Annotated in this window: 14 protein-coding genes and 5 pseudogenes; 4 read left to right on the forward strand and 15 right to left on the reverse strand. The window is 73.5% G+C overall.

What is annotated here, in order from left to right:
- The 13 genes and pseudogenes from KPL57_RS11060 to pyrR all read right to left on the reverse strand — a co-directional run.
- The coding region (locus KPL57_RS11060; protein ID WP_226351528.1) for a hypothetical protein at positions 1-622 on the reverse strand (622 nt) is incomplete at its 3' end.
- A 17-nt stretch (positions 623-639) separates the two neighbouring features.
- Positions 640-918: a phosphopantothenoylcysteine decarboxylase gene (locus KPL57_RS66230; RefSeq protein ID WP_308252843.1), complete on the reverse strand. Its 279-nt coding sequence runs from the start codon at positions 916-918 to the stop codon at positions 640-642.
- A 79-nt stretch (positions 919-997) separates the two neighbouring features.
- Positions 998-1,588: pseudogene (locus KPL57_RS66235) on the reverse strand (phosphopantothenoylcysteine decarboxylase); the annotation flags it as partial.
- 76 nt (positions 1,589-1,664) lie between these two features.
- Positions 1,665-1,859: pseudogene (locus KPL57_RS66240) on the reverse strand (flavoprotein); the annotation flags it as partial.
- Positions 1,860-1,868: 9 nt separating this feature from the next.
- A pseudogene (rpoZ, locus tag KPL57_RS11070) lies at positions 1,869-2,137 on the reverse strand (DNA-directed RNA polymerase subunit omega).
- 38 nt (positions 2,138-2,175) lie between these two features.
- On the reverse strand, positions 2,176-2,766 hold the full coding sequence (gene gmk / locus KPL57_RS11075; RefSeq protein WP_226351594.1) for a guanylate kinase: 591 nt from the start codon (positions 2,764-2,766) through the stop codon (positions 2,176-2,178).
- A gap of 33 nt (positions 2,767-2,799) precedes the next feature.
- A pseudogene (mihF, locus tag KPL57_RS11080) lies at positions 2,800-3,115 on the reverse strand (integration host factor, actinobacterial type).
- Positions 3,116-3,599: 484 nt separating this feature from the next.
- A complete protein-coding gene (pyrF, locus tag KPL57_RS11085) occupies positions 3,600-4,433 on the reverse strand; it encodes an orotidine-5'-phosphate decarboxylase (protein WP_226351529.1) in 834 nt (277 codons plus the stop codon).
- On the reverse strand, positions 4,430-7,741 hold the full coding sequence (gene carB / locus KPL57_RS11090; protein WP_226351530.1) for a carbamoyl-phosphate synthase large subunit: 3,312 nt from the start codon (positions 7,739-7,741) through the stop codon (positions 4,430-4,432). Before carB ends, pyrF begins: the two co-directional genes overlap by 4 nt.
- A 680-nt stretch (positions 7,742-8,421) precedes the next feature.
- A pseudogene (gene carA / locus KPL57_RS11095) lies at positions 8,422-9,516 on the reverse strand (glutamine-hydrolyzing carbamoyl-phosphate synthase small subunit); the annotation flags it as partial.
- A complete protein-coding gene (locus KPL57_RS11100; RefSeq protein WP_226351531.1) occupies positions 9,513-10,805 on the reverse strand; it encodes a dihydroorotase in 1,293 nt (430 codons plus the stop codon). The pseudogene carA and the gene KPL57_RS11100, both read right to left, overlap by 4 nt.
- Positions 10,802-11,746, reverse strand: a complete 945-nt coding sequence (locus tag KPL57_RS11105; RefSeq protein WP_226351532.1) for an aspartate carbamoyltransferase catalytic subunit — start codon at positions 11,744-11,746, stop codon at positions 10,802-10,804. Before KPL57_RS11105 ends, KPL57_RS11100 begins: the two co-directional genes overlap by 4 nt.
- A complete protein-coding gene (gene pyrR, locus KPL57_RS11110) occupies positions 11,743-12,336 on the reverse strand; it encodes a bifunctional pyr operon transcriptional regulator/uracil phosphoribosyltransferase PyrR (protein WP_226351533.1) in 594 nt (197 codons plus the stop codon). The genes KPL57_RS11105 and pyrR overlap by 4 nt, the downstream gene beginning before the upstream one ends.
- 601 nt (positions 12,337-12,937) lie before the next feature.
- Between pyrR and KPL57_RS11115 the strand changes: the two genes are divergently transcribed.
- Positions 12,938-13,429, forward strand: a complete 492-nt coding sequence (locus KPL57_RS11115; RefSeq protein ID WP_020625790.1) for a transcriptional regulator — start codon at positions 12,938-12,940, stop codon at positions 13,427-13,429.
- A gap of 144 nt (positions 13,430-13,573) precedes the next feature.
- Here the strand turns inward: KPL57_RS11115 and KPL57_RS11120 are convergent, their stop codons facing one another.
- On the reverse strand, positions 13,574-15,157 hold the full coding sequence (locus tag KPL57_RS11120; RefSeq protein WP_226351595.1) for a PucR family transcriptional regulator: 1,584 nt from the start codon (positions 15,155-15,157) through the stop codon (positions 13,574-13,576).
- A 299-nt stretch (positions 15,158-15,456) separates the two neighbouring features.
- Between KPL57_RS11120 and KPL57_RS11125 the strand changes: the two genes are divergently transcribed.
- The 3 genes from KPL57_RS11125 to KPL57_RS11135 are packed head-to-tail and all read left to right on the forward strand — an operon-like array spanning position 15,457 to position 18,886.
- Entirely contained in the window at positions 15,457-16,962 is a 1,506-nt protein-coding gene (locus KPL57_RS11125; RefSeq protein WP_226351534.1) for a CoA-acylating methylmalonate-semialdehyde dehydrogenase, read from the forward strand.
- Positions 16,963-16,973: 11 nt separating this feature from the next.
- Complete coding sequence (locus KPL57_RS11130; RefSeq protein WP_226351535.1) at positions 16,974-17,693, forward strand: gamma-glutamyl-gamma-aminobutyrate hydrolase family protein; 720 nt, start codon at positions 16,974-16,976, stop codon at positions 17,691-17,693.
- On the forward strand, positions 17,690-18,886 hold the full coding sequence (locus KPL57_RS11135) for an amidohydrolase (RefSeq protein WP_226351536.1): 1,197 nt from the start codon (positions 17,690-17,692) through the stop codon (positions 18,884-18,886). Before KPL57_RS11130 ends, KPL57_RS11135 begins: the two co-directional genes overlap by 4 nt.
- Positions 18,887-18,891: 5 nt before the next feature.
- Here KPL57_RS11135 and KPL57_RS11140 read toward each other — a convergent pair whose 3' ends face one another.
- Entirely contained in the window at positions 18,892-19,515 is a 624-nt protein-coding gene (locus tag KPL57_RS11140; protein ID WP_226351537.1) for a TetR/AcrR family transcriptional regulator, read from the reverse strand.
- Between the last annotated feature and the right edge of the window lie 88 nt (positions 19,516-19,603).

Below are 19,603 nucleotides of genomic sequence, written 5' to 3' on the forward strand. Positions count from 1 at the left end.
GATCCGCACGGTGGCCTCCCCGGCCCCGGCGGCACGGAGGTTGTTCCACGATGAAGCCGAACTCGCGACGCGTCGCTGCCGTCCTCGGCGCCCTGGCCGTGGCCGGCGTCACTACCATCGGGATCGTTGCCGGCACCGCGTCGGCCGCCGGTACCGGCACTTGCACCCAGAGCGTCAACGTCCGCTCCGAGCCCGAGACCGACGCCCCGATCGTCGGTGTGTGCGAGCGCGGGGAGACCACCTCGACCGGGGACACCCAGGACGGGTTCGTCGAGCTCCCCGAGTACGGCGGCTGGGCGATGTCCCGGTACGTCTCGACCTCCGGCACCGAGCGCTCCGGGTCCTCGGAGGACTCGCTGACCCCGAGCAGCAGCAGCGAGCGGTCGACCCCGTCGACCTCGTCGCCGTCGACCACGAGCCCGCGGTCGACCTCCTCGGCGACGCCGTCCACCTCCACGCCGCGGTCGACCTCGTCGGCCACGCCGTCGTCGGACGAGGGGTCGGGCGAGGGGTCCGACTCCTCCTCCGCCGAGGCGACACCGACCCGCAGCTCGTTCTTCGACGAGGACTGAGCCGGGCCGTACGACGACGTGCCCGCACCGGAAGCTCTCGGTGCGGGCACGTCGTCGTGTGCGGGGCTCAGCGCAGGCGCGGGGTGACCGCATCCCAGATGCGGGAGGCGAGCAGCGCCTTGGAGCCGAACGGCAGCTCCTCCTCGCCGCCGTCGCGGGCGAGCAGCCAGCCGGCGTTGTCCGCGGTCTCGAAGGCCTTGCCGTCGCCGACCGCGTTCACCACGAGCAGGTCGCAGCCCTTGCGGGCGAGCTTGGCGCGGCCGTGGTGGAGCACGTCGCCGTCGGCGTCGCCGGTCTCGGCGGCGAACCCGACCACCACCTGACCCGGCCGTGGCGGGTCGGCCACGAGCCCGGCGAGGATGTCGGGGTTCTGGGGTCAGCCGCAGCGGCGCCGGCTCGGCGTCACCGCGCTTGATCTTGTCGACAGCCGTGTCGACCGGCCGGAAGTCCGCGACGGCGGCGGCCATGACCACCGCGTCGGCGTCGGCGGCGGCGCCGCGGACGGCGGCCTCCATCGCGACGGCGGTCCCCGCCGCGACGACGTCCACCCCGGCCGGGGCGCCGAGGTCCGCGTGTGTGCCCGGCGACGAGCGTCACCCGCGCGCCGCGCTGGGCGGCGACCCGGGCCAGCGCCCAGCCCTGCCGCCGGAGGAGCGGTTGCCGAGGAACCGGACCGGGTCGAGGTTCTCCCGGGTCCCACCGGCGCTGACCACCACGTGGCGGCCCTCCAGGTCACGCGGCAGCGCGTCCGGGCGCTCCAGCAGCAGCCGGGCCAGATCGACGATCTCGGCCGGGTCGGGCAGCCGGCCCTTGCCGGTGTCCGCGCCGGTCAGCCGGCCCGCTGCGGGTTCGATCACCACGGTGCCGCGGGCGCGCAGCAGCGCGACGTTGTCGACCGTCGCGGGGTGCTCCCACATCTCGGTGTGCATCGCGGGCGCCAGCACCACCGGGCAGCGGGCGGTCAGCAGCGCGGCGGTGAGCAGGTCGTCGGAGCGGCCGTGTGCCAGGCGGGCCATGAGGTCCGCGGTCGCCGGGGGCGACGACGACGAGGTCCGCACCCTTGCCCAGGGCCACGTGCGGCACCTCGTGGACGTCGGAGAACACCCCGGTGGCCACCGGCCGCCCGGACAGAGCCTCGAACGTCGCGGCGCCGACGAACCGCAGCGCGGACTCGGTGGGGATCACCCGCACCGCGTGGCCGGACTCGGTCAGACGGCGCAGCACCTCGGCGCTCTTGTAGGCGGCGATGCCGCCGGAGACGCCGAGGAGCACCTCGGGAGGAGCCATCGAGAGGTCTTACTCGCCCTCGGTGTGCTCGAGCATCCCCGCCTGGATCTCGCGCATCGCGATCGACAGCGGCTTCTCGCGCGGGCCCGGCTCGACGAGCGGGCCGACGTACTCGAGCAGGCCCTCACCGAGCTGGGAGTAGTAGTCGTTGATCTGCGGGCGCGCTTGGCCGCGTAGATGACCAGCGCGTACTTCGAGCTGACCTGGCCGAGCAGGTCGTCGATCGGCGGGTAGGTGATGCCCTCGGGGGCGGTGGAGGTGCCGGTGGGCGTGCTCACGTGGTGGACTCCTGAAGAACGAGGGGGACCTGGGGCACTCAGACGGCGCCGCGGTCGACCGCCAATGCTACCAACCGGCCGATCACGGCCTGCAGGTCGTCGTTGACGACCACCTCGTCGAACTCCCCCTGGGCGTCCATCTCCTCGATGGCGGTCCGCAGCCGGCGCTCGCGCTGCTCGGGGGTGTCGGTGCCGCGGTCGGTGAGCCGACGGGTCAGCTCCTCCATCGACGGCGGCGCGACGAAGACGGTGACGGCCTCGGGCACGACCCGTTTGACGGACCGGGCGCCCTGCAGGTCGACCTCGACCAGGACCGGACGGCCCTGGTCGAGGGCCTGCTGGACGGGTACCCGTGGCGTGCCGGAGCGCTGCAGCCCGCCGTGCACCTCGGCCCACTCGAGGAGCTCGCCGCGCTCGATGAGCGCGTCGAACTCCTCGCGGGACACGAAGTGGTAGTCACGGCCGTCCACCTCACCCGGCCGCGGGGGCCGGGTCGTGGCGGACACGCTGAACAGCAGCTCCGGCAGCGCCTCGCGCAGTCCCGCGACCACGCTGCTCTTGCCCACCCCGGACGGCCCGGCCAGCACGAGCAGCCGCCCGCGGGCGGGGCCGGTCCGGCCGGAGGACATGACGGAGGAGGTGTCGGTCACGGGACGCCCGGATCAGCTCGGGTAGCGCTCGAGCAGCGCCTTGCGCTGACGGTCGCCCAGGCCACGCAGGCGGCGGCTGGTCGCGATCTCCAGCTCCTCCATGATCTGCTGGGCACGGACCTTGCCGACGTTCGGCAGCGCCTCGAGCAGCGCCGAGACCTTCATCTTGCCGAGCACCTCGTCGGTCTCGGCCTTCTTCAGCACCTCCTCGAGGGTGGGTGCCGCCGCGCTTGAGGCGGTCCTTCAGCTCGGCCCGGGCCCGGCGCGCGGCCGCAGCCTTCTCCAGCGCGGCGGCGCGCTGTTCCTCGGTCAGCTGGGGAAGGGCCACGGTTGGTTCCTCCGTACTTTCCTGTGTCGTTCTCGTCGTTCTCGCCGCCGTGATCCCGGCTCGCGCCGGGGTGTCGCGTCAGCGATCGGGCGGCGGGTCGCACCTACCCGTCCGGGGGACGTCCCGGCTGGTGCGATCGAACGTACCCACGACCTCCACGGAAGCGTCAATGGGGGTCCCACCTCCGGTTTCGGCCGTGCGGAGGTGATCAACGGCACGCCGGCGGTCCCGCCACACCACCGCCACCCGGCTCCGCCGGACGGCGGGTCGGCGCAGTGGGCGTGCCGGAGGCGCGCCTCACCGACACGGTCGGGCGCGCCCGATCGACGTCCCGGTGCGCCGGGGGGCTCCCGACCGGCACGACGGACCGCCGGACGCCCTCCCGGCGCGTCCGGCGTCGCCGACGGCCACGGTCGCCGTCGGTGAGCGGACCGGTGCCGGACGTGGCACCGGTCCCCCGCACACCGACGTCGGCCGGTCCGGTTCAGTGCGATCCGGCGGTCGCCGAGGCCAGCTCCTCGCTCAGGGCGTGCGCGGCGTCACGCAGCGCGGACGGGTCGGGGCCCGCCCGGAGCACCCCGCGGGCCGACACCGGCAGCACCGGGCCCGTGGTGCCCGCGAACCGCGCCACCACGTCGGCCGGGCTCGCGCCCTGGGCGCCGAGCCCGGGCACCAGCACCGGACCGTTCAGCGCGCTCAGGTCCAGGCCGTGGTCGTGGGTGCCGCCGACGACGACCCCCACCGCCCCGCCGGGCCGTGCGTCGGCGTTGCGCGCGGCGGCATCGTCGACCATCTGCTGGGCGACGGACACCCCGCCCGGCGCCGTGGCGCACTGCACCGCGGCGCCGTCCGGGTTGGACGTCCGGGCCAGCACGAACACCCCGCGCCCGGCCTCGTCGGCCGCGGTCAGGGCCGGTTCCAGCGACCCGAACCCCAGGTAGGGCGACAACGTGAGCGCGTCCGCCCCGAGCGGCGCGCCGACGCGCAGGTAGGCGTCGGCGTAGCCGTCCATGGTGGAGCCGATGTCCCCGCGCTTGGCGTCGAGCAGGGTCAGAGTGCCCGTGCCCGCGTACCCGGCGAGCAGCCGCTCCAGCACCGCGACACCCGCCGAGCCGTGCCGCTCGAAGAACGCCGACTGCGGCTTCACCACCGACACCGCCCCGGCGAACGCGGTGTGGCAGCGGTCGGCGAACGCGGCGAGGCCGTCGGCGTCGTCGGTGAGGTCCCAGGCCGCCAGCAGGGCCGGGTGCGGGTCGATCCCGACGCACAGCGGCCCGTGGGCGGCGACGGCCTCGCCGAGCCGGGCGGCGACGCTCACGCCTTGGCCTTCAGCGCCGCGTGCGCCTGCTGCAGCGACCGCACACCGAGCCCACCGAGGCGAGCGCCTCGATGCCCTGCACCGCTGCCGCGCGTCCCCTGCACCGTGGTGATGCACGGGACACCGCGGGACACCGCGGCGGCGCGGATCTCGTAGCCGTCCACCCGCGGGCCGGGGTTCCCGACCGGGGTGTTGACGATCAGGTCGACGTCCACGGCGAGGATGGTGTCGACGATCGTGGGGGTGTCCGGGCCGGATCCCTCGCTGTGCTTGCGCACCACGGTGACGTCGATCCCGTTGCGGCGCAGCATCTCCGCGGTGCCCTCGGTGGCCAGGACCTGGAAGCCCATGTCGGCCAGGCGGCGGATCGGGAAGACCATCGCCCGCTTGTCGCGGTCGGCGATCGACACGAACACCGTGCCCGAGGTGGGCAGCGAGCCGTAGGCGGCGGCCTGGGACTTGGCGAAGGCCGGGCCGAAGGCGGAGTCGAAGCCCATGACCTCGCCGGTGGACTTCATCTCCGGGCCGAGCAGCGGGTCGACGCCCTGGCCCGCGGTGTTGCGGAACCGGTTGAACGGCAGCACCGCCTCCTTGACCGCGACCGGGGAGTCGGCGGGCAGCGCTCCGCCGTCGCCGGTGGCCGGGAGCAGGCCCTCGGCGCGCAGCTCGGCGATGGTGGCGCCGAGCATGATCCGGGCGGCGGCCTTGGCCAGCGGCACCGACGTCGCCTTGGACACGAACGGCACCGTCCGCGACGCCCGCGGGTTGGCCTCCAGCACGTAGAGCACGTCGCCGTGCAGGGCGTACTGGACGTTGAGCAGCCCGCGCACGCCGACGCCGTGCGCGATGGCGGCGGTGGCCTCGCGGACCTTCGCCAGGACCGAGGAGCCCAGCGTGATCGGCGGCAGCGTGCAGGAGGAGTCACCGGAGTGGACCCCGGCCTCCTCGATGTGCTCCATGACCCCGCCGAGGTAGATCTCCTCGCCGTCGCACAGGGCGTCGACGTCGATCTCGATGGCGTCGTCGAGGAACTTGTCGACCAGCACCGGGCGGTCCGGGGAGATGGTGGTGGCGCGGGCGATGTAGCCGGCCAGGGTCGCCTCGTCGTAGACGATCTCCATGCCGCGTCCACCGAGCACGTAGGACGGCCGCACGAGCACCGGGTAGCCGATCCGCGAGGCGATCCCCCTGGCCTGCTCGAAGGAGGTGGCCATGCCGAACTCCGGGGCGGGCAGGCCGGCCTTGTGCAGGACCTCGCCGAACGCGCCGCGGTCCTCGGCCAGGTCGATCGCGGCCGCGGACGTCCCGACGACCGGCACCCCGGCGTCGGTGAGGCGCTGGGCGAGCCCCAGCGGGGTCTGCCCGCCGAGCTGCACGATGACCCCGGCGACGGTGCCGGAGGCCTGCTCGGCGTGCACGACCTCCAGGACGTCCTCGAAGGTCAGCGGCTCGAAGTAGAGGCGGTCGGCGGTGTCGTAGTCGGTGGACACCGTCTCCGGGTTGCAGTTGACCATGACGGTCTCGAACCCGGCGGCACGCAGCGCCATGACCGCGTGCACACAGGAGTAGTCGAACTCGATGCCCTGCCCGATGCGGTTCGGGCCGGAGCCGAGGATCAGCACCTTCGGCTTCTCGGTCTGCGGGGCGATCTCCGACTCGGCCGCGGGGTCGGTCTCGTAGGCCGAGTAGTGGTAGGGCGTCTTCGCCGCGAACTCGGCGGCACAGGTGTCGACGGTCTTGTAGACCGGCCGGATGCCGAGCCGGTGGCGCAGGGTGCGCACGCCGTCCTCGCCGGCGAACTCGGGGCGCACGGCGGCGAGCTGACGGTCGGACAGGCCGTGGCGCTTGGCCCGGCGCAGCAGGTCGGCGTCGAGGACGGGTGCGGCCTCGAGCTCGGCGCGGATCTCCCCCAGCAGCGCGATCTGGTCGACGAACCAGGGGTCGATGCCGGAGGCCTTGGCGACGTCGTCGACCGACTGGCCGCGGCGCAGGGCGCGCTCGACCTCGTAGATGCGGCCGTCGACCGGGACGGTGTACTCCGGCTCGCCCTCGGGGTCGGGGGCGGTCCAGAACCCGGCCCGGTCCCGCTCCATCGAGCGCAGAGCCTTACCCAGCGCCTCGGGGAACGAGCGGCCCAGCGCCATCGCCTCGCCGACCGACTTCATGGTCGTGGTCAGCTCGGGGTCGGCCCCGGGGAACTTCTCGAAGGCGAACCGCGGGATCTTGACCGCGACGTAGTCCAGCGACGGCTCGAACGCGGCGATGGTCTCGCCGGTGATGTCGTTGCGGATCTCGTCGAGGGTGTAGCCGACGGCGAGCTTCGCCGCGATCTTGGCGATCGGGAAGCCGGTGGCCTTCGACGCCAGCGCGGAGGACCGCGAGACGCGCGGGTTCATCTCGATCACGACCAGGCGCCCGGTCTCGGGGTGGATCGCGAACTGGATGTTGCAGCCACCGGTGTCGACGCCGACGGCTCGCAGCACGGCGATGCCGACGTCGCGCATGTGCTGGTACTCGCGGTCGGTCAGCGTCATCGCCGGGGCGACGGTGATCGAGTCGCCGGTGTGCACGCCCATCGGGTCGATGTTCTCGATCGAGCAGATGACGACCACGTTGTCGTGGTGGTCGCGCATGAGCTCGAGCTCGTACTCCTTCCAGCCGAGCACGGACTCCTCGATGAGGACCTCGGTGACCGGGGAGGCGTCGAGCCCGGCGCCGGCGAGACGCTCCAGGTCCTGCGCCGAGTGCGCCATGCCCGAGCCGAGACCGCCCATGGTGAACGACGGCCGGATGACCACGGGCAGACCCAGCTCGTCGGCGGCGGCGCGGACCTCCTCCATCGAGTGGCAGACCCGCGAGCGGGGGACGTCGCCGCCGACCCCGATGACGATGTCCTTGAACTTGAGCCGGTCCTCGCCGCGCTCGATGGCGTCGACGTCGGCGCCGATCAGCTCGACGCCGTGCCGCTCCAGGGCGCCGTTCTCGTGCAGCGCGATCGCGGTGTTGAGCGCGGTCTGTCCGCCCAGGGTCGCGAGCATCGCGGTGACCGGGGTGCCGTTGTCGCGCTCGGCGGCGATGACCTTCTCGACGAACTCCGGGGTGATCGGCTCGACGTAGGTGGCGTCGGCGAACTCCGGGTCGGTCATGATCGTCGCCGGGTTGGAGTTGACCAGCGAGACCCGGATGCCCTCGGCCTGCAGCACCCGGCACGCCTGGGTGCCGGAGTAGTCGAACTCGCAGGCCTGGCCGATCACGATCGGCCCGGAGCCGATCACCATGACGTGGTCGATGTCGTCGCGGCGGGGCATCAGTGGTCCTCCTGCCGGGCCTGGTCGTGCCGGTCCGGGTGCTGCGGGGTGGATGGGGCTGCGTGGGGCGGCGGCCACGGGCGGTCGTCGACGGGCCGGGCGCGGCCGGACACCGGGTCGGCGCCCGGTGCCGGGTCGGCCGGGACGTCCGTCGCGTCCGGGTCCGCGGTGGCGCCCGGGTGGGCGGGTGTGCCGCCGTCGCGGCGCAGCGCGTCCTCGATGTCGGAGAACGGCGCCGTCAGCGGGTCCGGGGTGGCGGGACGACCGAGGGCGGGCATCCGGCTGGTGGGCGGCTCGATCTCGTCGCGGCCGGAGACCGGGGTCCCGGTCGGCGGGGTGACGGGCAGCCGGGTGGTGTGCTCGTCGGCAGGGTGCTCGACGGCCGCCGGGCCGGGCCGGCCCCCGCCGTGCGGGGCCTCCGGGCTGCCCGGCTCGAACCCGCCCGCGGCCGGGGCCGGGCCCGGTGACGGAGCGGGCGGGGTGGGCCGCAGGTCGACCGACGGGGCCGCGGTCGCCGACGGCGGCGTGGCCGGGTCGGGCTGGGCGGTCATCCCCGGCGCGGGCGCGGGCTCCGGCTCGGACACGGACACGGGGTCGGACTCGGGCTGCGGGTACGGCGCGGGCGCGGTGCCCTCGGGCCGCTGCCCGGCGACGCCGGCGTAGCCGACCGGGTGCTCGGTCATGAGCGCGACGAACCGGTCGAACAGGTCCGCGGCGTCGTGCGGGCCCGCGGCGGCCTCGGGGTGGTACTGCACGGAGAAGGCGGGGAAGTCCAGCCCGGTCATGCCCTCGACGGTGTCGTCGTTCGGGCAGTAGTGGCTGATCTGCGCCCGACCGTAGGGGGTGTCGAACTCCTCCCCCGGCGACCCGGCGACCGCGAACCCGTGGTTCTGCGAGGTGATCGCGATCCGCCCGGTGGCGTGCTCGACGACCGGGATGTTCACGCCGCGGTGGCCGTAGCGGAGCTTGTAGGTCTCGCGCCCCAGCGCGCGACCCAGGATCTGGTTGCCGAAGCAGATGCCGAACAGCGGGATCCGGCGCTCCAGCACCTGCCGGGCCAGCGCGACCGGACCGTCGGCGGTGGCCGGGTCACCGGGGCCGTTGGCCAGGAAGAAGCCGTCCGGGCGCAGCGACTCGACCGTCTCGATGGTGCTCGAGGCGGGCAGCACGTGCACCTCGATGCCGCGGGCGGCCATCATCCGCGGGGTGTTGAACTTGATGCCGACGTCGAGGGCGGCGACGACGAAGCGCCGCTCCCCCACCGCGGGCACCACATAGGTCTCGGCGGTGGTCACGGCGCCGTAGAGGTCGGCGCCCTCCATCGGCGGGGACTGCCGCACCCGCTCGACGAGCTCGTCGTCCGGGGCGATCGCGTCGCCGGAGAAGATCCCGGCCCGCATGGCGCCGCGCTCACGCAGGTGGCGCACCGCGGCGCGGGTGTCGATCCCGGCGACACCGACGACCCCCTGGGTGCGCAGCGCGTCCTCCAGGGTGCCGGTGGCCCGCCAGTTCGACGGCCGCCGGGCCGGGTCGCGCACGACGTAGCCGGCGACCTGGATGCCGGAGGACTCGTCGTCCTCGTCGTTCCAGCCGGTGTTGCCGATCTGCGGTGCGGTCTGCAGCACGATCTGTCGGTGGTACGACGGGTCGGTGAGGGTCTCCTGGTAGCCGGTCATGGCCGTGGTGAACACGGCCTCACCCAGGGTCTGCCCGGTGGCGCCGTAGGCCTCACCGCGGAAGATCCGTCCGTCCTCGAGAACCAAAAGCGCGGTCACTGCACAACCTTCCCGTCCTGCGCGGTGATGCGTCCCCGCAGCACCGTCGCGACCACCGTTCCGGGCAGCCGCATTCCCTCGTACGGCGTGTTCGCCGCCTTGCTCGCCAGCTCCGCACCGCGGACCGTCCAGACCCCGTCCGGGTCGACCAGCGCGAACGTCGCCGGCTCCCCCTCCGCGATCGGACGGCCCTGGTCGGGCAGGTTCCCGATCTCCGCGGGGCGCTCCGAGAGCACCCGCGCGACGCCGTGCCAGTCCAGCAGGCCCGGCTCCACCATCGTCTCGACCAGCACCGACAGCGCGGTCTGCAGGCCGAGCATGCCCGGCTTCGCCGCCTGCCACTCGGTGTCCTTGTACTGCGCGGCGTGCGGGGCGTGGTCGGTCGCGACGACGTCGATCACGCCCTCGGCCAGCGCCTCGCGCATCGCGCGGGTGTCGTCGGCGGTGCGCAGCGGCGGGTTGACCTTGTTCACCGGGTCGTAGCCGGTCAGCCGGGAGTCGGTGAGCAGCAGGTGGTGCGGGGTGACCTCGGCCGACACCCGCACGCCCTGGGCCTTGGCCGCGCGCAGCACGTCGATCGTGCGGGCGGTGGAGATGTGGCAGACGTGCAGCCGCGCCCCGGCCTCGCGGGCCAGCGCGCAGTCCCGGGCGACGATCGTCTCCTCCGCCGTCGCGGGCCATCCGGCGAGCCCGAGCCGGGCCGCGACGGCGCCCTCGTGCGCCTGGGCGCCGCCGGTGAGGCGGTGGTCCTCGGCGTGCTGGGCGATGACGACGTCGAGCGCGGAGGCGTACTCCAGCGCCCGGCGCATGATCAGCGGGTCGTTCACGCAGCGGCCGTCGTCGGAGAACATCCGCACCGCGGCGCGGGAGGCGGCCATCGTGCCGAGCTCGGCGAGCTTCTCGCCGCCGAGGCCGACGGTGACCGCGCCGACCGGGTGCACGTCGACCAGCCCGATCTCCTCGCCGCGCCGACGCACGTGCTCGACGACGACGTCGGAGTCGGCGACCGGGGTGGTGTTCGGCATCGCGAACACGGCGGTGAACCCGCCGAGGGCGGCGGCCCGGCTGCCGGTCTCGATGGTCTCGGACTCCTCGCCGCCGGGCTCGCGCAGGTGCACGTGGAGGTCGACGAAGCCGGGCAGGAGCACGGCGCCGTCGGCGTCGAGGACCTCGGCGACCTCGGGCGTGGTCAGCCCGGTTCCGATGGTGGCGACGACGCCGTCGGTGACGAGCACGTCGACCGGGGCCCCGCCGTAGGGCCGGGTGTTGCGGATCAGCAGGTCGGTCATTCGGGAGCTCCGGCGAGAAGGTGGTAGAGGACGGCCATCCGCACGTGCACGCCGTTGCGGACCTGGGCCAGGACGGCGGCGTTGGGGGCGTCGGCGACCGCGGGGGCGATCTCCATGCCGCGGATCATCGGGCCGGGGTGCAGGACGACCGCGTGGTCGGGCAGGAGCTTCGCGCGATCCTCGGACAGCCCGAAGCGCACCGCGTACTCGCGCGCGGAGGGGAAGAAGCCGCCGTGCATCCGCTCGGACTGCACGCGCAGCATCATGACCGCGTCGAGCGCGGGCAGCTCGGCGTCGAGGGAGTGCGCCACCCGGCACGGCCAGGACTCGACGCCGGTGGGCAGCAGCGTCGGCGGCGCGACGAGCACGACCTCGGCGCCGAGGGTCGCGAGCAGCAGCACGTTGGACCGCGCCACCCTCGAGTGCAGGACGTCGCCGACGATCCCGATCCGGCGCCCGGCGATGCCGCCGAGCCGGTCGCGCAGGGTCGCGGCGTCGAGCAGCGCCTGGGTGGGGTGCTCGTGGGTGCCGTCGCCGGCGTTCACGATCGCGGTGGGCGTGCCGGTGACGGCCCGATCGGCATCGACCCAGTGCGCCAGCCGGTGCGCCGACCCCGACGCGGGGTGGCGCACGATCACGCAGTCCGCACCCATCGAGGACAGCGTCAGCGCGGTGTCGCGCAGCGACTCGCCCTTGGAGACCGACGAGCCCGACGCCGACACGTTCACGGTGTCGGCGCTCATCCACTTGCCGGCGATCTCGAACGACACCCGGGTGCGGGTGGAGTTCTCGTAGAACATCGTGATGACCGTGCGGCCGCGCAGCGTCGGCAGCTTGCGCACCTCACGGCCGAGCAGCGCCTGACGCAGCCGGTCGGAGGTGTCGAGCAGCGCGGTGGCCTCGGCGGCGTCGAGGTCGGCGACCGAGAGCAGGTGCCTCACCTGTCCCCCTCTCCCTGGGTGATCCAGACGCCGTCGCCGCCGTCGATCTCGGTCAGCGAGACCAGGATCTGCTCCGAGCGCGACGTCGGGACGTTCTTGCCGACGTAGTCGGCGCGGATCGGGAGCTCCCGGTGGCCGCGGTCGATCAGCACGGCGAGCTGCACCGCGCGCGGGCGGCCCTCGTCGCGCAGGGCGTCGAGCGCGGCGCGGGTGGTGCGCCCGGACATGAGGACGTCGTCGACGAGTACGACGAGCCGGTCGTCGACACCGCCCTCGGGCACCGCGGTGGACTCCAGCGCGCGGGCCGGGCCGCGGCGCAGGTCGTCGCGGTAGAGGGTGGCGTCGACCGAGCCGACCGCCGGTACGGCGCCGGCGAAGTCGGTGATCGCGGCGGCGAGCCGGTGGGCCAGGTGCACGCCGCGGGTGGGGACGCCCATCAGCACGAGCCCGTCGGGGTCCTCGGCGCTGAACGCGGTCTTCTCGATGATCTGGTGCGCGATGCGCGCGACGGTGCGGGTGACGTCGGCGGCGGACAGCAGTTCCCGTGCGGGCTGCTGCGCGTCGGCGTCCCCGCGGCGGTTCTGCGCCACGAGGTGGTCTCCTTCCCCGCCTCACCGGACGGGTCTTAAAGGACGGTCGTGCAAGAGCTGTGCGTCAACCTATCAACCCGGCAGGTGCCGCGCGGGACGGCCGCAGCGCGTCACACCGCGAGCCGCGCCACAGCGGCATCACTCGTTGGAGGTCACGTTCCTGTCACGATGCGCGATGGTCAACGGCCGGTCCGGGCGGGACTTGCGATACCCGATTCCGCCCAGGCGCACCCACAGGGGCGGGTGGCGGAGTCGGCACCCGCACCCTGCGCTACCGCTGTCGAGGGACGTGGACTGCCCCGTTCGTGTGGGAAACCGCTCGTCAACCCCCCGAGCAGGGGGTCGAGCTTGACCACGCCGGACCGGACCCGGAGGATTACTCTCCGTATCAATCAGCAATCACTCAGCATCAATCAGCACGCGTGCAGCAGCGCCGCGACGCACGGGACGGCCGGGAGGCCGGCCCCCCGCCGGAGCTGCCGCCCCGAACGGGACCACCCACAGGGGCGATGACGCGGCAGGCGCGACCACGCCACCGGTGCACCGCCGGTGACCGCCGGTCCGTCCTCACCGGTACGGACCGTCAGGAACGAGGAGATCGATGGGCGACTACGCCAAGGCGCTCGGGGGCAAGCTCCGGGCGATCAGGCAGCAACAGGGGCTCTCCCTGCACGGCGTCGAGCAGAAGTCGGGGGGACGCTGGAAGGCGGTCGTCGTGGGCTCCTACGAGCGCGGGGACCGTGCGGTCACCGTGCAGAAGCTGGCCGAGCTGGCCGACTTCTACGGCGTCCCGGTGGCCGAGCTGCTCCCCGAGGGCCGCATCCCGTCCGGCAGCGAGCCCGCCACGAAGATCGTGATCAACCTGGAGCGGCTGCAGCAGCTGCCCGCGGACAAGGTGGGTCCGCTGGCCCGCTACGCCGCGGCCATCCAGAGCCAGCGCGGCGACTACAACGGCAAGGTGCTCTCGATCCGCGCCGAGGACCTGCGGTCGCTCGCGATCATCTACGACATGTCCCCCGGCGAGCTGACCGACCAGCTGATCGACTGGGGTGTCCTGCCTCCCGAGGCACGCCCCGGACAGCACGTGGGATGATCTGCCCCGCCGGCCGCGTCCCAGGGGAAGGGTGACGCGACCGGCACGACGGCGGCCGGGGTTTTCGCACAGTCCCCCGGCCGCCGTCCTCGTCCCGCGGTGCCCGGCCACCGCGCGCGGGGCCGGTGTGCCGCGCGACGCACCTCACGGTGGGGTCGGCTCCGGCTGGTCACCGGTCGCGGCCCGGTGCGCCAGCATCGCCAGGTGCAGTCCGGTCCGGACCTCCGCGTCGCCGAGGTCCGCGCCGAGCACACGACGCAGCGTGTCGAGCCGCGCGTAGGCCCCGGCCCGGCTCAGGTGCAGCGAGCGGGCGAACACCGCCATCACCCCGTTGCAGTCCAGGTAGGACTCGAGCATGCGCAGCGTGTCCTCACGTCGTCCGTGGGGAAGCGCGAGGACCCGTCCGAGCTGTTCGTCGACGAAGGCGTGCAGTCGTACCTCGCCGCGCAGCTGCCACAGCAGCCTGCGGACACCGAGGTGCCGCCCGCGCGACACCCGGACCGCCTCACCGGGCCGCGTGGGCCGGGCGATGCCGGCGATCTGCTCGGCCTCGGTGAGGGCCTCGGCCAGCTCCCGCCATCGTCGCACCGGGGGCCCGAGCGCCAGGACGGCCACCGCACCCGCTCCGAGCTCGCTCGCCAACCGGTCGTCGACCCCGTCGCCCCCGTCGAGCAGAGCCACGACCAGGTTGCGGCGGACCCGTCCGACCAGGGCCGTTCGTTGGATGCGGTGCACCGCCGCGCCGAACTGCTCGACGAGCTCGGCATCGGGCCCGCCGTCCCCGCCACGCCCGCGGGCCATCAGCACCGCGATCTCCCCGGCCGGGCTGAAGCCGAGGGCCTGTGCCCTGGCCCCGACGGCCGCTTCGTCGCCGCCGTGACCGCCGATGACGTCCCGGATCAGCCGCTCGACGGCCATCACCTCGAGCTCCTCGGCAGGCCCGCCCACCAGACGGGTGATCGTCACCGCCTCGGCCGCCCGTTCGAGGACCAGTGCCACGTCCTCGGCCTCGAACTGGTCGACCCGGGTGGGCACCACCAGACGTCCCCACCGGGCGCGGCGGAGCCCGACCGGGATGGCCATCCACCGTTCCGGCCCGCCCCGGATCGTGTCCGCCGCCGGCGGGACCTGCCGTGAGCGCGCCGTCCAGTCGCGCAGGATGTCCTCCGGTGCGGATGCGCCCGCGAACCCGATGACCCGGTGGGAGAGGTCCTCCAGCACGACCGCCCGGTCGACCAGCTCCGCGCAGCGGGCCAGGATCACGTCGACGGGGGCGCCCTCGACCCCCAGCGGTCCGAGCACCCGGTGTGCCCGGCGCGTCAGGTCCAGACGTGCGAACTGCTCGTGCATGACGCGGCCGTGCACGGCTTCGGTGATCTCCACGAAACGCACCGTCGACCGCAGCTCGACCAGGGGGAACCCCACGGAGCGGGCGTACTGCACCAGCTCCTCGGGCAGCCGCTCCACGTGCCGGCCCAGTTCCACCACCAGACCGACCGCCCCGCTGGCGCGCAAAGAGTCGAGGTACCGGACGAGGTCGGTGCCCGGTTCGGACAGCACCACCCCGATCGACAGGACCAGCTCGACGCCGGTCAACGTTCCCGCCACGTCGGGGAGTTCGCTCACGTGCACCCAGCGCACCTCCGCCCCGAGAGCGGCCGAGCCGGCGCGCACGCGCGGCCGGCCCCGGAGCACCGAGGGGAGCTCCAGCACCTCCCGGAGGGACATCCGCACCGCCCCAACCTAGCCGGACCCCGACACAGTGACCATTCCTCGGCCGATCTGCCGACACAGTGACGGTCGTGGCACGACCGGTCCGGACACCACGATCCGTACGGCCCGCCGCGGTGGGCAACAGCGAACGGGGCCGAGCGACTCGCCCCGACGACCGCGGTGACGTCGTGCAGGTCGCTCTCCGGCTCGTCTGCGGGTAGACCCGGGTCCGACGACATGGAGCGGATCCGACGGCGGACGACCGGCGACGCCGCGTCCGTCGTCCGACCACGGCCCCGACACGGAAGAGGATCATGACGAGCACGCTGCAGAAGACGCTCCACCACTGGATCGCGGGCACACGGGTCGAGGGCACCTCCGGGCGGACCTGCGAGGTCACCGACCCCGCCACCGGCGAGGTCACCGCGCACCTGCCCCTCGCCAGCGCCGACGAGGCCGCCACGGTGATCGCCGCGGCGAAGGCCGCGTTCCCCGCCTGGCGTGACACCAGCCTCGCCAAGCGCACCCAGATCATGTTCCGCTTCCGCGAGCTGCTCGACGCCCGCGCCCCGGAGCTGGCCGCACTCATCACCGCCGAACACGGCAAGGTCCTCTCCGACGCCGCCGGCGAGGTCGCCCGCGGCCAGGAGGTCGTCGAGTTCGCCTGCGGCATGCCGCACCTGCTCAAGGGCTCGGCGACCGAGAACGCCTCCACCGGCGTCGACGTCCACTCGATCCGCCAGCCACTCGGCGTCGTCGGGATCATCAGCCCGTTCAACTTCCCGGCGATGGTCCCGATGTGGTTCTTCCCCATCGCGATCGCCACCGGCAACACCGTGGTGCTCAAGCCGTCGGAGAAGGTGCCCTCCGCCGCCCTCTGGATCGCCGAGCTCTGGTCGGAAGCCGGCCTGCCCGACGGCGTGTTCAACGTCCTGCACGGCGACAGGACCGCCGTCGACACCCTGCTGACCAGCCCGGACGTCAAGTCGATCAGCTTCGTCGGCTCCACCCCGGTCGCCCGCCACGTCTACGAGACCGCCACCGCCCACGGCAAGCGCGTCCAGGCACTCGGCGGGGCGAAGAACCACATGGTCGTCCTCCCCGACGCCGACCTCGACCTCGCCGCCGACCAGGCCGTCAACGCCGGGTTCGGCTCCGCCGGCGAACGCTGCATGGCCGTCTCCGCGCTGGTGGCCGTCGGCGACATCGCCGACACCCTCGTCGCGAAGATCGCCGACCGCGCCCGCAACCTGCGCACCGGCGACGGCCGACGCTCCTGCGACATGGGACCGCTCGTGACCCGGGCGGCCCAGGAACGGGTGTCGGGCTACATCGACGCCGGCGAGTCCGAGGGCGCCACCGTCGTCGTCGACGGCAGGCAGGGCGAGTTCGACGCCGACGGGTCCGGCTTCTTCGTCGGCCCCACCCTGCTCGACCACGTCACCCCCGACATGAGCGTCTACACCGACGAGATCTTCGGCCCGGTCCTGTCGGTGGTGCGCGTCGCGACCTACACCGACGCCGTGGAACTGATCAACGCCAACCCCTACGGCAACGGCACCGCGATCTTCACCAACGACGGCGGCGCCGCCCGCCGCTTCCAGAACGAGGTCGAGGTCGGCATGATCGGCGTCAACGTCTCGGTCCCCGTCCCGATGGCCTACTACAGCTTCGGCGGCTGGAAGAACTCCCTGTTCGGCGACACCCACGCCCACGGCACCGAGGGCGTGCACTTCTTCACCCGCGCCAAGGTCGTCACCACCCGTTGGCTCGACCCCAGCCACGCGGGGCTGAACCTCGGCTTCCCCACCAACACCTGAGAGGCCCCACCATGCGAAGGCCCCTGCGTATCGCCGTCCCCGACCGGCTCGACTCGTCGACGACCGACCCCCGCGACGCCTCCGCACGCCGGCTGCTGCACGACGTCGTGGCGATGATCGCCGCCCGGGGGCTCGAGGCGGTGCTCGTCCGGGAGACCGACCTCGACGGGTTCGACGGCCTGGTGCTGCCCGGCGGGAACGACATCGACCCCGTGCGCTACGGCGCACAGCCGTGCGCCGAGGTCTACGGCGTGCAGCCCGACCAGGACGCACTCGACTGCGGGCTCGCCGAGGCCGCGCTGTCCGCCGGCGTTCCGGTGCTCGGGATCTGCCGCGGGCTGCAGGTGCTCAACGTCGTCCGCGGCGGGACGCTGGTGCCCGACCTGCCCCCGGGAACGGTGCTGCACCGCGACTCGACCGCGGCCGGCCCCCGGTGGGCGTGGCACGAGGTCGCGCTCCGCGCGGGGTCGCTGCTGGCCGAGGAGGTCGGTGCGCACCGGTTGCTGATCGCCTCCGGGCACCACCAGGCGGTCGACCGGCTCGGCGCGGGGCTCACCGTGGACGCGGTGGCCGACGACGGGGTCGTCGAGGCGTTCTCCGACGCCGAGCACGACGTGCTCGCCGTGCAGTGGCATCCGGAGGCGACCGGTCGTGAGGACGAGGTGCAGGCCGCACCGGTGCGGTGGTTCGCCGCTGCCGTCACGCGGCGAGCGACGGCGGTGACGGCGTGACCGCCGCGCGGGCGAAGGAGGCGGCCACCCAGCGCATCGGCGAGATCGAGCGGGACGTCGTCGGGCTGAGCCGGCGCATCCACTCCCGCCCGGAGCTCGCCTTCGAGGAGACGCGGGCTGCGGCCTGGGTGGCCGAGGCGGCGCAGGCGTGGACGGGGTGCGATCCCACCGTCGGCGTCGGTGGTCTCCCGACCGCGCTCTCCGCCACCGCCGGCAGCGGCGACCTGTCCGTGACCCTCTGCGCCGAGTACGACGCGCTGCCGGGGATCGGTCACGCCTGTGGGCACAACGTCATCGCGGCGGCGTCGGCGGGGGCGTTCGCCGCCCTCGCCCCGATCGCCGACGATCTCGGCCTGCAGGTGCGGTTGCTCGGCACCCCGGCGGAGGAGAGCGGCGGCGGCAAGCAGCACCTCATCGACGCGGGCGTGTTCGAGGGGACGCACGCGGCGATGATGATCCACCCGTCCACCCGTGAGCTGCTGGGCATGAACTCCTACGCCTCGAACGCGGTCTGGGTGGAGTTCGAGGGGAGCGAGGCGCACGCCTCGATCTCCCCGCACATGGGGGTGAACGCGCTCGACGCGATGACCGTGATGCTGACCGCGATCGGCCTGGCCCGGCAGCAGCTCGAGCCCGAGCAGCAGATCCACGGCTTCGTCCGTGAGGCCGGGGTCGCCGCGAACATCATCCCCGGCCGCGCCGCCGGTACCTGGATGGCCCGTGGGGCCGATCTCGACTCGCTGCGGCGCGCGGTCGGGATCATCACCCGGTGCGCCGAGGCCGGCGCGCTCGCCGCGGGGGCCGAGCTGCGGGCCACGGTCGGGCGTCATCCCTATGCGGACATGCGGTCGGATCTCGACCTGCGTGCCCTGTACCGGGACAACGCTGCCGCGATCGGCCGGAATCCGGAGGAGCACGCCTCGCGGGGCGGCTCCACAGACATGGGCAACGTCTCCCAGCTCGTACCCGCCATCCACCCCATGGTCAGCCTGGGCGACTACGACGTCAGCTCGCACACCGAACCGTTCGCCGAGCTCGCCGGAGGCGCGCCCGGGGACAGGGTGGCGCTCGACGGGGCGCTGCTGCTCGCCGCGACCGTGATCGACGCCGCCACCACGCCGTCGGTCCGGCAGCGGCTGCTGACCGGACGAGCAGATGCCCGCGAACCCTCCGGACCCGTCGCCGAGGCGTGAGGTCCTCAGCCGGGCCCGGTGCCCGCGACCGCCGCCAGCCGGCATCCCGTGGCGATGGTCGCGTAGCCCAGGAGATGGTCCTGCGCATCCTGCAGGCTCACCGAGACCCTGGCGACCGCGTGGTAGCCGAACGCGTCCTCCAACGACACCATGCTGCGGGCCGTCGCCGTCGACGGCTGGGCCAGCGTGAAGACACCGAGCCCCTGGCCGACGTCGAGGATCGACTCGTAGATCGAGACCTGTCGTTCGTAGAGCGAGCGACGCAGCACCTGCACCATGGGGTTGCGCCGCACCAGGGCGCTGAACTCGTAGAGCAGGATGCACAGCTCGTCGTCGGGGTCGACGGGCAGCCCCGAGCGGATCATCGCCACCAGACGTTCCCGCGGATCCGTGATGGCGTCCACCGTCCGCCGCCGACGTGTCGCGAACCGGTCGACCGCGTCGCCGTACACGGTCTGGTAGAGCTCGTCGATGTCCGGGAAGTAGTAGCTGACGAGCCCGGTGGACAGACCTGCCTCGGCCGCGATGGTGCGCACCGTGACGGCGCTCAGGCCGTCACGGACGATCACCCTGCGGGTCGCGGCCATGAACTCGTCCCGGCGGGCCTGCTGGTTCTTGCGGCGTGCCATCGATGAAGTATCGCCCATCGTCGGGCCCCGGGATCCGGGGTCACTGCTCGTGTACGGCCACGCACTCCGCACCGACCCACGTGGAGGA

Source organism: Pseudonocardia sp. ICBG601, from assembly GCF_020496245.1.

Bases quoted from the DNA above. Each gene is read 5' to 3' on its own strand.
- KPL57_RS11100 (WP_226351531.1), bottom strand. From the start codon at position 10,805: ATGACCGACCTGCTGATCCGCAACACCCGGCCCTACGGCGGGGCCCCG.
- KPL57_RS11115 (WP_020625790.1), top strand. From the start codon at position 12,938: ATGGGCGACTACGCCAAGGCGCTCGGGGGCAAGCTCCGGGCGATCAGG.
- gmk (WP_226351594.1), bottom strand. From the start codon at position 2,766: ATGTCCTCCGGCCGGACCGGCCCCGCCCGCGGGCGGCTGCTCGTGCTG.
- KPL57_RS11125 (WP_226351534.1), top strand. From the start codon at position 15,457: ATGACGAGCACGCTGCAGAAGACGCTCCACCACTGGATCGCGGGCACA.
- KPL57_RS11120 (WP_226351595.1), bottom strand. From the start codon at position 15,157: ATGTCCCTCCGGGAGGTGCTGGAGCTCCCCTCGGTGCTCCGGGGCCGG.
- carB (WP_226351530.1), bottom strand. From the start codon at position 7,741: ATGCCCCGCCGCGACGACATCGACCACGTCATGGTGATCGGCTCCGGG.
- KPL57_RS11140 (WP_226351537.1), bottom strand. From the start codon at position 19,515: ATGGCACGCCGCAAGAACCAGCAGGCCCGCCGGGACGAGTTCATGGCC.
- KPL57_RS11130 (WP_226351535.1), top strand. From the start codon at position 16,974: ATGCGAAGGCCCCTGCGTATCGCCGTCCCCGACCGGCTCGACTCGTCG.